Source organism: uncultured Plantibacter sp. (assembly GCF_963518075.1).
Lineage (GTDB): Bacteria > Actinomycetota > Actinomycetes > Actinomycetales > Microbacteriaceae > Plantibacter > Plantibacter flavus_A.
Map to the genome: position 1 here is coordinate 57,004 of NZ_CAUQHZ010000013.1, position 13,304 is coordinate 70,307.

General features: G+C 71.5%; 12 protein-coding genes and 1 pseudogene. 7 read left to right on the top strand and 6 right to left on the bottom strand.

The window, feature by feature from the left end; translation table 11 throughout:
• Positions 1-22: 22 nt before the first annotated feature.
• On the bottom strand, positions 23-1,177 hold the full coding sequence (locus RWN05_RS14800; RefSeq protein WP_314140103.1) for an AI-2E family transporter: 1,155 nt from the start codon (positions 1,175-1,177) through the stop codon (positions 23-25).
• 127 nt (positions 1,178-1,304) lie between these two features.
• Here RWN05_RS14800 and RWN05_RS14805 point away from each other — a divergent pair, with 127 nt between their 5' ends.
• The 3 genes and pseudogenes from RWN05_RS14805 (at position 1,305) to RWN05_RS14815 (ending at position 4,045) form a co-directional block, all read left to right on the top strand.
• Positions 1,305-1,619, top strand: a complete 315-nt coding sequence (locus RWN05_RS14805) for a hypothetical protein (protein WP_314140105.1) — start codon at positions 1,305-1,307, stop codon at positions 1,617-1,619.
• 102 nt (positions 1,620-1,721) lie between these two features.
• A pseudogene (locus RWN05_RS14810) lies at positions 1,722-2,399 on the top strand (ABC transporter ATP-binding protein); the annotation flags it as partial.
• Positions 2,400-2,650: 251 nt separating this feature from the next.
• The gene (locus tag RWN05_RS14815; protein WP_314140106.1) at positions 2,651-4,045 is read left to right on the top strand and encodes an FtsX-like permease family protein; all 1,395 of its coding nucleotides are present in this window, start codon (positions 2,651-2,653) and stop codon (positions 4,043-4,045) included.
• Positions 4,046-4,130: 85 nt separating this feature from the next.
• On the opposite strand, the gene aztD is transcribed toward RWN05_RS14815, so the two are convergent.
• From aztD to aztB, 4 genes are read right to left on the bottom strand one after another with little or no spacing between them, the layout of a single operon-like run.
• The gene (aztD, locus tag RWN05_RS14820) at positions 4,131-5,378 is read right to left on the bottom strand and encodes a zinc metallochaperone AztD (RefSeq protein WP_314140107.1); all 1,248 of its coding nucleotides are present in this window, start codon (positions 5,376-5,378) and stop codon (positions 4,131-4,133) included.
• A 28-nt stretch (positions 5,379-5,406) separates the two neighbouring features.
• Positions 5,407-6,339, bottom strand: a complete 933-nt coding sequence (gene aztC, locus RWN05_RS14825) for a zinc ABC transporter substrate-binding protein AztC (protein WP_314140108.1) — start codon at positions 6,337-6,339, stop codon at positions 5,407-5,409.
• A gap of 2 nt (positions 6,340-6,341) precedes the next feature.
• Positions 6,342-7,667, bottom strand: coding sequence for a hypothetical protein (locus RWN05_RS14830; protein ID WP_314140109.1), 1,326 nt, complete (start codon positions 7,665-7,667; stop codon positions 6,342-6,344).
• Entirely contained in the window at positions 7,559-8,557 is a 999-nt protein-coding gene (aztB, locus tag RWN05_RS14835; RefSeq protein ID WP_064296110.1) for a zinc ABC transporter permease AztB, read from the bottom strand. Before aztB ends, RWN05_RS14830 begins: the two co-directional genes overlap by 109 nt.
• A gap of 50 nt (positions 8,558-8,607) precedes the next feature.
• Here aztB and aztA point away from each other — a divergent pair, with 50 nt between their 5' ends.
• From aztA to RWN05_RS14850, 3 genes are all read left to right on the top strand, one after another.
• Positions 8,608-9,300: a zinc ABC transporter ATP-binding protein AztA gene (gene aztA, locus RWN05_RS14840; RefSeq protein ID WP_205847572.1), complete on the top strand. Its 693-nt coding sequence runs from the start codon at positions 8,608-8,610 to the stop codon at positions 9,298-9,300.
• A gap of 61 nt (positions 9,301-9,361) precedes the next feature.
• A complete protein-coding gene (locus tag RWN05_RS14845; protein WP_079001361.1) occupies positions 9,362-9,706 on the top strand; it encodes a chorismate mutase in 345 nt (114 codons plus the stop codon).
• Between the two features lie 258 nt (positions 9,707-9,964).
• Positions 9,965-10,906, top strand: a complete 942-nt coding sequence (locus RWN05_RS14850; RefSeq protein ID WP_314140110.1) for an SDR family NAD(P)-dependent oxidoreductase — start codon at positions 9,965-9,967, stop codon at positions 10,904-10,906.
• A gap of 186 nt (positions 10,907-11,092) precedes the next feature.
• Here RWN05_RS14850 and RWN05_RS14855 read toward each other — a convergent pair whose 3' ends face one another.
• Positions 11,093-11,785, bottom strand: coding sequence for a FadR/GntR family transcriptional regulator (locus RWN05_RS14855; protein ID WP_071262252.1), 693 nt, complete (start codon positions 11,783-11,785; stop codon positions 11,093-11,095).
• A 237-nt stretch (positions 11,786-12,022) separates the two neighbouring features.
• On the opposite strand from RWN05_RS14855, the gene RWN05_RS14860 reads away from it, so the two are divergent.
• On the top strand, positions 12,023-13,255 hold the full coding sequence (locus RWN05_RS14860) for an aminotransferase class V-fold PLP-dependent enzyme (protein ID WP_314140111.1): 1,233 nt from the start codon (positions 12,023-12,025) through the stop codon (positions 13,253-13,255).
• The last annotated feature ends 49 nt before the right edge of the window (positions 13,256-13,304 follow it).

Here is a 13,304-nt window from a genome sequence, read left to right on the forward strand (position 1 = left end):
GGTCCCTGAGCCTGTCGAAGGGCTACGCCTTCGCGTTCTGCCGTGGCACGACGACCTGCTTGATGATCAGCAGGATCGACGCCGTCACCGGGATGGAGACGAGGGCGCCGAGCAGTCCGATGAGCGAACCGCCCACCATCGCGCCGATGACGACGAGGGCGCCGGGCACCGCGACCGCCTTGTTCATGACCCGCGGCGTCAGCACGTACGACTCGATCTGCATGTAGACCAGGTAGTAGACGATGACGACGAGGGCGGTCGTCGGTGAGTCGAACAGCCCGACGGTCGCGACGACGACCGTGGCGATGATGGAGCCGACGAGCGGGATGAGCGTCACGAAGAAGATGACGACGGCGAGGATCCCGGCGTACGGCACCCCGACGATGAGCATCATGATGAGCCCGAGGACGGCGTTGATCCCGGCCAGCACCACCATGCCGCTCACGTACCCGCCGATCGAGGCGGTGATCTGGTCGGTGATCGACACGACGCGCGGCCGGGAGCGACGGGGCACGAGCGAATAGAACGCGTTCTTCATCGCCTGCATGGACGCGAGGAAGTAGAGCGCGAGGACGAGGGCGATGAAGCCGCCGAAGAAGCCGTTCGCGATGCCGACGCCGAGGTTGAGCGCGCCGCCGGCCAGGACCACCCACGTCTTCGGGTCGGCGGCCACCCCGTAGAGCCAATCGAGCGCGCCCTGGAGATCGACGCCCGGACCGAGGTAGTCGCTCAGGGACCGGAACCACTCCTGGTCCTGGATGCCGGTGAGGAAGGCGGGGGCGTTGCTCACCAGCTCGACGGCCTGCCGGGTGACGACGGGGATGACGAGGGCCAGGAGGAGCGCGAGCAGGACGGCGAAGGCGGCGAAGACGATCGCGATGGCGAACGGGCGCTTGATGCCTCGTGCCTCGAGTCGGACGACGACCGGGTCGAGGCCGAGGGCGATGAAGAGTCCGACCGCGATGGAGACGAGGATGGTCGACAGTGAGCCGAGGGTGAGGATAAGCAGGATGGCCGCGAGGGCACCGAGTGCTCCGACGAAGCCGATCGCGAAGGGGCGCTGGAGCGTCGTCCTGACGGTGGTCGTCACCTCGGCCGGGCGGTGGGCGCGGAACCGGACCCGCTGCTGACGCGCCGCCGGACGCAGCGGTTGGTGGCGATGGGGTGCACTCGTCATGCCGCAAGCGTATTGCCCACCGCCCGTTTGCCCGACAGCTGTCGTGGTACCGGAGGATGAGACCGGGGCACGCAGGATCACCCGACTGCGGGATGTGCCGGGTGCTCGGGTTCAGGACGATGGGGACATGTCATCGATCACCCGCTCGCACGCCGTCCACACCCGGGTCACCGCACCGCTGCGGGCGGTCCCGCTGACGGAGCCGATGCCGGGCCTGCGCGACGAGGCCGCGGAGCAGGGAGTGGTCGCCGAGCGCGTCAGCGCTACTGCGCACGTCGCCGCGGGCGCTGCCGGGGTCGACCTCACCACCTCGGTCGAGCCGACCCAGACGCCCGCGGCCGCAGCCGGCGGGACCGACGCCGGAACAGGTCTCCGCTTCCTCGGCGCAGGCTGGGCAGCCGACGCGGCGGTCTTCGCCCAGTACCGCCGCCGCGGCAACTGACCGCGAGGTCCACGCCGGGTCCACCTCGCGGATGACCCGGGCGGCGGAGCTTGCATCGCCCGGCCGACGCGCTGCGGGACACCCGCCGCCGACGATGGGAGCATGAACACTTCGATCCTCTCCGCTCGCGGACTCACGAAACAGTACGGGCCGACCGTCGCCCTCGCCGGCGTCGACCTCGACATCCTCCCCGGTGAGTCGGTCGCCATCATGGGTGCCTCCGGCTCCGGCAAGACGACGCTCATGCATGCGCTCGCCGGGATCGTCACCCCCGACACCGGCTCGATCGCCTTCAGCACCCCGACGGGCGTCGTCCGCGTCGACCAGCTCGACGAACGCCACCGCTCGCAGCTGCGGCGCGAGTCCTTCGGCTTCGTCTTCCAGCAGGGCCTGCTCATCCCCGAGCTGACCGCCGTCGAGAACGTCGCGATCGCCCTGATGCTCGGCGGGACACCGCGGATCGCCGCCGAGTCGAGTGCGGCCGCGTGGCTCGCCGCTCTGGGACTGGCCGGCATGGAGACCCGCCGGATCGGCGAACTGAGCGGTGGTCAGGCGCAGCGCGTCGCGATCGCCCGCGCTCAGGTGACCGGTGCGCCGATCGTCTTCGCCGACGAGCCGACCGGCGCGCTCGACTCCCGGACCTCCGCCGACGTCATGGGGGCGCTGCTCCACGCGACCACCGGGCAGGGACGCACGCTCGTCCTCGTGACGCACGACGAGACGGTCGCCGCGCGGTGCTCTCGGATCATCCGCCTCGCCGACGGTCGGATCGTCGGGCAGCCGGGCGGGGTCGGCGCACCGACCCCGGCGCAGCGGTTCGCGAGCGGGCAGGCACCCGTGGCGCAGCAGGAGCAGCAGCCGTACCCGCCGCAGCAGCCCCCGTACCAGCAGCAGCCCGCCGGGCAGCCGTTCCCGCAGCAGCCATACCCCCAGCCCGCTGCGCAGCCGTACCCTCAGCCCGCTGCGCAGCCGTACCCGCCGCAGACCTACCCGGGTCAGGCGACCGGTGTCGTCCCGAACGGAGCCCGACCGTGACCGCCGCACTCGGGGTCGCACCGACCCGGATCCCGGTCCCCGCCGGCAGCGGTCGGAGTCCCGTCGTCCGTCTCACCTGGATGCTCGCTCGCCCCGGCGCGCAGAGCCCTGCGACGATCGTGCTCCCGGCGGTCGCGTTCGCCGTGACCACCGCACTCGTCCTCACGGTGCTCGGCGGCGCGATGATGTTCTGGCGGTGGACCGGTGAGACGGCCTTCGTCTACCAGGTGCTCAGCGTGCTTGCGCTGGCCCTGCTGCTCGTCCCGCTCGGCTCGCTCGGCGGGGCCGCCGCGCGGCTCTCCGCACGGCGCCGCGACGACCGACTCGCCACCCTCCGACTCCTCGGCGCGACACCCGGCACGGTCACAGCGATGACCGTCCTCGAGTCGGCCGGGGTCGCCCTGCTCGGTGCGTTCGCCGGGATCCTGCTGTACCTCGGCATGCTGCCGCTCGTCGGGCTCATTCCGTTCGGTGGTTCCCCGATCGGGGTCGAGGGCGTCTGGGTCGGTGTCCCGATCATCGCCGCGGTGGTCCTCGGGGTCGTGCTGCTCGCAGCAGCGAGCGCCGCCATCGGTCTCCGCGCCGTGAACGTGAGTCCGCTCGGCGTCCGCACGAAGCAGCAGGCGCCGACCGTGCACTGGCTGCGCATCGTCGTCGGGGGCGTCGTCGTGATCGTCGCCTACGGCATGCTCTCCGTCGTGACGGGGTTGCAGGAGGTAGCCGCCATCATCGCCGTGCTGGGCGTCGGGTTCGCAGCCGGTGTGGGCGTGCTCGGATTGATCGGCCCCTGGGTGGTCGGGATGATCGGCCGTGGGTCGGCCAAGCGTGCCAAGACACCTGAGCGGCTCCTCGCTGCACGCACGATCCTGGAGTCGCCGAAGGCGGCGTGGCGTCAGGTCAGCGGCGTGGCGATGACGAGTTTCGTCGCCGTCGTCGCGGGGACCGGTGTGGCGCTCATGGATGCCGCCGGCGGTTCCGACCTCGACCGCGAGAGCGCCATCCTCATCGACGACATCCGCACCGGCGTGATCATCACGCTCGTCGCGTCGTTCCTCATGGTCGCGTGCTCCGTCGGGGTGAACCAGGCCTCGGCGGTCCTCGACCGCCGCGACCTCTACGTCAGCCTCGACCGCCTGGGGGTGCCGCGGGACGTGATGGAACGGGCTCGCGGTCGCGCGGTCATGCTGCCCCTGCGGGTGGTCGCGCTGGGCTCGGCCGGACTGGGCGTCCTGCTCGTCCTGCCGATGGCCAGCATCAGTGTCATCCTCGCCCCGCTGTCGGTCCTCGTCATCGTCGGGTGCTTCGCCGGTGGCATCGGGCTCGTGTGGGCTGCCCTTCGCGCGACCCGTCCGGTCGTCTCCGGGGTGCTCCGAGCTCCCGAGCGCGTCTGACCGCCCGGCCCGCACGACGAGAGCGCCCGTTCCGTCCCCTGCATGACGCGGGGAGGACGGAACGGGCGCTCGCGGTGAGGTCGGGTCAGCCCGTGACGACCGCGATCTCGTTCGGGACGCCGGGCAGCTCACCCGTCGTGATGTCGCCGGACGCGAGGTCCACGGCGTGGATCGACTTCGTCGCCGGGTCGGTCACGTAGGCGACACCGTCCTGAACGACGAGCGCCGGGTGGGCGTCCTGCCACTCGGCCGGCGGCTCCCAGGCGTCGATGACCTCGATGGTGTCGGTGACGGCACCCGTCTGCTCGTCGAGGATGTGCAGCGAACCGTCGTTGCCGAGCACGATGACCTCGTCGTTCGGCCCTCGGGCGACGTCGCGCCAGGTGTAGCCGACGCCCTCCGGCAGGTCGACGATCTTCGTCGTCTTCGCGACCGTGTCGGTGAACGCGAGCTGGCGGAGGTCGTAGCCCTCGGCGTCCGGGTCGCTGTTGTAGTCGCCGACCGCGATGGAGGACGTCTCGCTGACGTACTGGTTGCCCGTGCGCCCGTAGGCGTCCGGCGCCTGGATCTTCGTGAAGACGCCGCTGTCGTAGACGAGCACGCCGTCGCTGCAGCCGAACACGACGACCTCGTCCTTGACGGTGCCTTCACCGTGCACCGACGGGCACTGCTCGTTGCGGGCGATCTCGGTGCGCGAGTCGTCGAGCACGCGGACACCGGTCCGGGCGTCCGGGGTGCCGATCGTGGACAGCACGGTGCCGTCCTCGAGCTCGATGGCCACACCGTGGTGCGCGGCCTCCGACGGGATGGTCTCGGTCTCAGGCAGCTCGTCGGTGGCCTCGAGGAGGTCGGCGCTGTCGAAGATCGTCGTGTCGCCGGAGCCGTCGGCGAACAGGATGGTCTTGTCGGCGTGACGGACGACGTGGCCTGCGGTGTCGGCGGGGAAGACGAGGTCGGTCAGGACCGGGTCGGCCTGCTTCGAGGTGCCGTCCTCGTCCGTCCACGTCCCGGTGTCGAGGACCTGGAAGCCCTTCGTCGTGGTGACGAGCACGTGCCGCCCGTCGCCGGCGGCGTTCACCCGGTTGAACCCGTCGAGGGGGAGGTCGCCGACCACCTCGAGGGATGCGGCGTCGAGGACGAGGAGGCCGCCGTCGTAGGTGAGGGTGATCCGACGCTGCGGGTCGGCGGAGGTCGACGCACTCGGGTCGGGCGCGGAGCCGCTCGCGGTCGAGCAACCGGTGAGGAGGAGGGCCGCGGCGGTGCCGACGGCGAGGAACGGGACCCGGCCGCGCTTCAGGCGCGATGCCCGGGGACTGCGGTGCTGCTGCTGCATGGTTTCCTATCGGTTCGTGGACGCCCGCTCAGGGCGAGAGTCCGGTGGCGATGCGCTCGGTGTTCGCGCGCATCATGGTGAGGTAGGTGGGGGCGTCGCCCGACTCGGCGGTCAACGACTCGGTGAACAACGGGACGACGTCGACGTCGACGTCCGCCTCGTCGGCGAGCACCTGCACGAGCCGGTCGGGTTGCGAGGAGTCGGCGAAGATCGTCCGGACGCCGGCCTCCTCGATCGCGGTCGACAGTTCGTCGAGGTCCGAGGCGCTGGGGGCCGCGAGCGTGGTGCCGCTCGGGATCACGGCGCCGATGACCTGGAAGTCGTAGCGGGCGGCGAGATACCCGAACACGTGATGGTTGGTGACGAGCTTCCGCTGCTCGGCCGGGATGGCGGCGAACGCCTCGGCCATCTCGGCGTCGAGCGCCTCGAGCCCGGCCGTGTACGTGGCGGCGTTCGCCTGCAGCTCGGCCGCGTCGAGCGTGGGGATATCCTCGAGCAACGCCTCGGTGACCCCGTCCACGACCGACGTCATCTGCGTCGGGTCGGTCCAGAAGTGCGGATCGGTCGCGCCCGACTCGGTCTCGAGGACGTCGACGAGCGAGCCGGCCTCGACGATCGGCACCCCCTCGTCGGCCGCGGTCTCCAGGTGCCGGGTGAGTCCCTCCTCGAGTCCCAGGCCGTTCGACACGAGCAGCTGCGCACCGGTGATGCGTGCCGCCTGCCGTGCGGAGATCTCGAAGGAGTGCGGATCGGCGTCGGGCGGCATGAGGGTCATGACCTCGGCCTGGTCACCGACGAGTTCACCGACGACGTCGCCGAGGATGTTCGTGGTCACGACGACGAGTGGGCGGTCATCGGCGCTCGCCGCACAGCTCGTCAGGCCGGTTCCGAGCACGAGGCCGGCCGCGAGGACGGCGGTCGTGCGCAGGAGGGCGGTCGTCCGGGGGATGGTCGCTCGCATGGTCAGCGTCCCGTCTCGGCGAGGAACGCCGGTGCCGTGTCGAAGGTGAAGGTGCGGGCGATCCGCGCGGCGTCGCCGTAGTCGATCTCGGAGACGGTGCGCGTGCCCGGGGTGTTCAGGTAGGCGCGGTTCTGGTCGACCTCCAGTTGGACGCCCGTGGCGAGGTCGGCTCCACCGACGAGTGCGGCCGCGGTCCCCGTCACGGCGCCGGTGGCACCGTCGAGGACGAGGAGGTCGCCGGTCGTCGTGAGGCCCACGACGTGCTGGTCGCGGTCGTCGACGGCGGTGACGAGCTGGAGCGGCGTGAAGGTCGGCAGCAGGGCCCAGCTACGTTCGCGGGTGTCGAGCAGCCAGGCGCCGGAGGTGCCGGCGACGGCGGCGACCGTCGGACGACCGGGGCGCGAATGGAAGGACATCGCGCGGTCGTCGGCGGCGACAGCCTGAGGATAGGGGATCGCCTCGAACGTGGGGACCGGGTCGGCCTCGCTCGAGCTGCGGTCGACGACGGCGAGGAGCGCGCCCTCCGCGCAGCCGATGACGACGCCGACGTTCGTCGTGATGCTGCCGGCCGGATCGGTGCACCCGGCGAGCACCGCGTCGGCAGCGGTCACGGACGCCGACGAAGGGTCGAGGAGGTCGCCGTCGACGCCATGGAGATGCAGCCTCCCGCTCCCGTCGGTCGCGACGACGGTCTCGCCGATCGGCACGGTGAGCCCGGGAGTACCGGGCGAGGTCCGGATCCGACCGGACTGCGTGATGTCGCCCCTGCCGAGTGCGGCGGTGTCGAGCAGGAGTGTCTCGCCCGAACCGGCGAACCGCACGGCGGTGGTCGTCGAACCCGCGGTGATCGTCGCTGGTCCGTCGCCCTCGATCTCGCCGACGACCCGCGCCTCGGCGCGGTAGTAGTGCTGGTGGTCCTCATGATCGACCGTCCACACACCGGTGTCGATGATCGTCACGGTGCCGGCGGGCTCGGACTGCGCGGCGACGAACCGACCGTCGCCCGTGAGCGCCGAGATCGGGCCGAGCTCGGCGAGCGTCGTGCGCTCCTCGCCGAGCAGGTCGGTCAGCTCGACGGTGCCGTCGACGTCGGCGGTCGCGAGGTGCAGTTGCGGCTCGGGGAGCTCACTCGCGCCCTCGACGTAGCCGTGTCCGCGCGGTTCGTCCGAGGCCGACGCGGTGGGTGATGCCGACCCCTGCGGCGCGCAGGCGGTGAGGGTCAGTGCGAGGGCGCCGAGAGTGAGCGCGGTGCGTGTGACGCGGGGGAGCCGGTCGTTGGTCGGGCGGGAGCCGCCTGGTCGGATGGTCGGTCGGAGGAGTCGGTGCACGGTGCGCTTTCCAGGTGGGTCGGTTCGGAGAGGTGGTCGTCGGGGTGGTCGAGGTGTCGGTCGGTGGGCCGCCGGAGCCGTCCGACGAGCGCCCGCGCGCCCCAGGACACCGTGGCGAGCAGGATCGAGCAGGCGGCGATGGACGCTCCGGCCGCGGTGTCGCCGTACCAGGAGAGGAGCAGTCCGAGCAGCACGGCGAGGCCGCCGAAGCCCGAGGCGAGCAGCATGATGAGCGGGATGCGACGCGCCCAATGGGCCGCGGCGACGGCCGGCCCGAGGAGGAGGGCCACGACGAGCAGCGTGCCGACGGCACTGTAGGAGGCGACGACCGCGAGGGTCACGAGGCCGACGAGCATCGCGTGGGCGAGTCTCGGCCGGAGGCCCATGGTCTGCGCGACCCGGCGGTCGAAGGCGAGCGCGACGAACGGGCGGTGGAAGGCGACCGCGACGCCCACGGTGACGAGAAGGGCGATGGCGAGGCCCGCCAGGTCCGCGGGCCGGATGGCGAGGATGTCGCCGAAGAGGATCGCCGTGAGGTCCGTGGCGAACGATCTGCTCGACGACACGATGATGACCCCGAGGGCCAGCATGCCGACGAAGAGGAGACCGATCGAGGTGTCGTGGGACAGCCTGCCGCGCCGCGAGACGAGGCTGACGCCGGCGGTCATGACGACTGCGCTGACGGCCGCGCCGGCGACCGGCGGCAGGCCGAGGAGCGCGGCGGTGGCGACGCCGGGCAGCATGCCGTGGGCCATCGCCTCCCCGAGGAACGCGAGGCCGCGGAGGACGACCCAGGTGCCCACGACACCGCAGACGGCCGCCACCAGCAGACCGCCGACGAGGGCGCGCAGGAGGAAGGCCGCGGTGAACGGCTCGGTGATCCAGGTCATGGTCGAGCACTCTACATGAAAACGATTCTCAATATTGATAGGGTCGTGGCATGCGATCCACGACGAGCACCCCTCGCCCTCCGACGGCAGGTCGACCCGTCGTGTCCGGCATCCGACTCCGCGACGTGACGGCCGAGTACGACGGCGCGCGCGTCCTGCACGGGATCTCGGTCGAGGTCGGCGTGGCCGCCATCACCGTCGTCACCGGGGCGAACGGGGCGGGGAAGTCGACGCTGCTCGCGGTGATCGCGGGCCTGCACCGACCGAGCTCGGGCGGCGTCGACGGCCTCGACGGTCGGTCCGCCGCCTACGTCCCGCAACGCAGTGCCGTGCCCGAGCGCTTCCCGGTCACGGTGCGCGATGTCGCATCGATGGGACGCTGGCCGACGCTGCGTCGCTGGTGGGGTCGACTCGGGGCGAGGGACCGCCGCATCGTCGACGAGAGCCTCGCCCGCCTCGACGTCCTGCACCTCGCCGGACGCTCCTTCGGTGAGCTGTCGGGTGGACAGCGCCAGCGGGTCCTCGTCGCGCAGGCGCTCGCGCGTGAGGCCGACCTCCTGCTGCTCGACGAACCGACCGTCGGTCTCGATCGTGCGGCTGGGCTGGCGATCCGCGAGGTGCTCCGGGCGGAGGCCGACCGTGGCGCGACGGTGGTGGAGGTGAGCCACGATCCGGTCGCGGTCGCCGAGGCCGACGCGCGGCTGCATCTCGAGGCCGGCTGTCTCGTCGAGGCTCCGCGGTGAACCGGCTGGGGATCGCCCGGCGACCCGTCTACCGCCCCGGGCGCGTTGCTAGAGTTTTCGCATGAGCCAGGCCGAGCAGCAACCCGAACCCACGACCGGCGCCGCTGCGGCGGACGACCAGGCGGCCACCGAGCGATTGGGTCGCCTGCGGAGCAGCATCGACAACATCGACGCGGCGCTCGTCCACCTGCTGGCCGAGCGGTTCAAGTGCACCCAGGAGGTCGGTCGTCTGAAGGCCGAGCACGACATGCCCGCGAGCGATCCGGCGCGCGAACAGCGGCAGATCACCCGTCTCCGGGCGCTCGCCGAAGAGTCGCACCTCGACCCGGCCTTCGCCGAGAAGTGGTTCAACTTCGTCGTCGCCGAGGTCATCCACCACCACGAGCGTCTCGCCAACCAGCACTGATCCCGCGTGTTCCCTTCGGCCAGCGCGGTGCGCTGACGCGAGCGCGGGTCTGTGGCGTGAGCGCGGGTCTCCGGAGGGTCGCGCCCACGCGCGTGGCCCGCGGTGAAGCCCGTTCGCGTGCGATCAGGCCCGTCCGCCCACACTCGGCCCGATTCGCTCGCGGTCGCGTCGGCGCACCGCGCTGGCACCTCGGGTGAGCCAGGGCAAGGGGTGACGCTTCTTCGGGCGGTGTCCAGCGTCCTGCGCCATCATGAGTCCATGACCTGGAACGCCGACTCCCTGCCCGATCAGACCGGACGCGTCGTCCTCGTCACCGGAGCGAACGCCGGCCTCGGCTTCTGGACGAGTCTCGGGCTCGCACGAGCGGGCGCGGAGGTCGTGCTCGCGTCGCGGAGTGCGACCAAGACCCAGACGGCGATGCGCGCGATCCGGGTGAAGGTGCCCGACGCCCGGCTCAGCCACCTCCCCTTCGACACCTCCTCGCTCGCCTCGGCGCGCGCGGCGGGCGAGCGACTCGCGGACCTCGACCGTCTCGACGCCCTCGTCGCGAACGCCGGGATGGTGCACATGCCGAAGGAGCGGCAGGAGACGGCCGACGGCATCGAGCTGGTCTTCGCGACGAACGTCGTCGGCCACGCCGCCCTGCTCGCCGAAGCCCTGCCGGTGTTGCAGCGCACGGCGGACGCCCACGATTCCGCGCCGCGCGTCGTGCTCCTCGGAAGCCTCTCCACCCTGCTCGTCCGGTTCCATGGCGACGACCTGCAGCTCCGCGACGGGTACAGCGGCTGGCAGGCGTACGCCCAGTCCAAGATCGCCCTCTCGTCGCTCGGCTTCGAGCTCGACCGTCGGCTCGAGGCGTCGCACAGCACCGTCCGGGCCCTCGTCGCACACCCCGGCTACTCGGTCAACGGACTCGACCGTCGCGTCCCCGGCGTCAACGAGCCGACCCGTAAGCGCCGCTTCTCCGACACCCTGCAGTCCGTCTATGCGCAGAGCAAGCAGCGGGGTGCCGAGCCGACGCTCCGAGCGGTCACCGATGAGGCGGCCGACGGTGGTTGGTTCTACGGTCCCCGGTGGTTGACGAAGGGCGACGCCGTCCGACAGACGCCGGCAGCGATCACGACCGATCGAGACGTCGCGTCGGCGCTCTGGACCGACCTCGAGCGGCTCATCGGCACGCCCATCCTCCCGACCTCGTAACCGCCGCCGTCAGCGCACCGCGCCGGCACGAGCGCGGGGGAATCGGCCCCAGCGCGGTGCGCTCGCGTGACGGCGCCTCAACCGGCGTGACTGCGGGCCATGGCGCCGAGCGCACCCCTCCGGAGACCCGCGCTCGCGCCACAGACCCGCGCTGACGTCAGCGCACCGCGCTGGCGCAACCAGAGCTCAGTCGGCGGGGGTGGCCGGCGGTTGGAGGACGCGCAACCACTCCTCGGTCTGGGCGACATGCGCTGATGCCGCCCCGGCGGCCCCGACGGGGTCGCGCGAGATGATCGCCTCGGTCATCGCCCGGTGACCGCGGTTGCTGACCCGACGCAGCTCGTCGCCGGCGGGCAGGCTGAAGACGTCGTAGGCACGTGATCGCGACCGGAAGACCTGGAGCAGAGCTGTCAGCGTGGCGTTCCCGGCCGTCCGTGCGATGAGTTCGTGGAACCGGTGGTCAAGCTCGCTCGACTCGGCGGGATCGGTCGTGCGTTCCATCGCCTCCACGAGCTCGGCGAGTTCGGCGCGCACCTCGTCGCTCGCGCGGGCAGCGGCCTGCGAGGTGGCATGGGTCTCGAGTACCCGCCGCAGCTCGTACATCTGCAGGAGACCGTCGAGGGGGAGGAGATCGACCGTGAGCGACAGGCTGCCGATGATCTCCTCGGGCCGGAGCATCGACACGTAGGTGCCCGAGCCGTGCCGCGACTCGATGATCCCGAGGGCGGCCAGCATGCGGACGGCCTCACGGAGGGACCCGCGTGACACGCCGAGTTCGTCGCAGAGCTCGTTCTCGGCCGGGAACCGCTGCCCCGCCACGAGTCGTCCCGACGCGATCATGTGTCGCAGGCCGTGGAACGCGGTGTCGACTGCGGACATGCGGCTCCTCCTCAGGGGTCGTCCCGCCATCGTAGCGGCCCGTCACCGGTGATCCGCGAGCCGCCGCGGACCATGAGACATCCGATGACTCCACCTTCGAAGACCAAGTCATCCGATGAGTCGATCCGGAAACGACCTGAGCGATCACTTGTAACACGACAGAAACCCAAGTCATCAAACGTTGCCCCTATGGTTATCGGACAATCCACTGCATAATCGACTCGGAGGAACGTCACTGTGGACACTCGCACCATCGCACGGCCAGCGCCGCTCACGCTCGGCGACGGCCGACCGGCAACGGCCGGGTGGACGCTGGATCCGACCAAGCGCCACATCAACCACGGATCCTTCGGGGCGGTGCCGATCGTCGCGCAGGAGCACCAGCAGGCCCTCCGCCGCGAGATGGAGGCCGCACCCCTCACCTGGTTCCCGGCCCTCCCCGCCAAGGTCGGCGCCGCCCGTGTCGGGGTCGCCGACTTCCTCGGGGCGTCGGTCGACCAGCTCGCCATGGTTCCGAACGCGAGCGCCGGGGCGAGCGTCGTGTTCTCCAGCCTCCCCGTGCAGCGCGGCCTCGAGATCATCGTCACCGACCACGGCTACGGCGCCGTCACGATGGGAGCGGAGCGCCTCGCGCGACGCTGGGGCGGCACCGTCCGGACCGCCCGTATCCCGCTCGACGCCGACGCGCAGACCGCCCACGACGCCGTCGTCGCCGAGTTCAGCGACCGCACGGCCCTCATCGTGATGGACCAGATCACCTCGCCGACCGCCCGACTCCTGCCGGTCCAGCAGATCGCCGCCACCGCCCGTGCCGCCGGCATCCCCACGCTCGTCGACGCCGCCCACGTCCCCGGCCTCTACGCCGATCCCATGCGCGACCTCGACTGCGACTTCTGGGTCGGCAACCTGCATAAGTTCGGGTGCGCCCCGCGCGGTGCCGCCGTCCTCGTCGCCCGCAGCCCGCTCGCGCAGGAGCTTTACCCGCTCATCGACTCCTGGGGCTCCCCGTACCCGTTCCCGCAGCGCTTCGACACCCAGGGCACGGTCGACGTCACGAGCTACCTCGCCGCGGCGACCTCGCTCGGGTTCATCGAGGACCTCTGGGGCTGGTCGGCCGCCAGGGACTACATGACCGAGCTCGCCGACTACGCGGTCGAGGTGGTCGCCGACGCCGTGACCGCCATCACCGGCGAGGACAGCCACGTCGACGTGGGCATGCCCGTCAACGCCCTCCGGCTCGTCAAGCTCCCGACCGGCCTCGCGACGACCCACGCGACCGCGGACGGGCTCCGCGACCGCGTCTCCGCCGAGCTCGGTGTCGAGGGCGCGTTCACGAGCCTCGACGGGATCGGCTACGTCCGACTCTCCACCCACGTCTACAACACCCCCGAGGACTTCGAACACTTCGCCGAGCACGCCGTCCCGGTGCTCGCGCGATGGGCCGAGGAGGAACGCGCTGCCACGAGCTGAGCGCGGACCCGCCCGACCCGACATCACCACACCCGCACCACCGCACCGG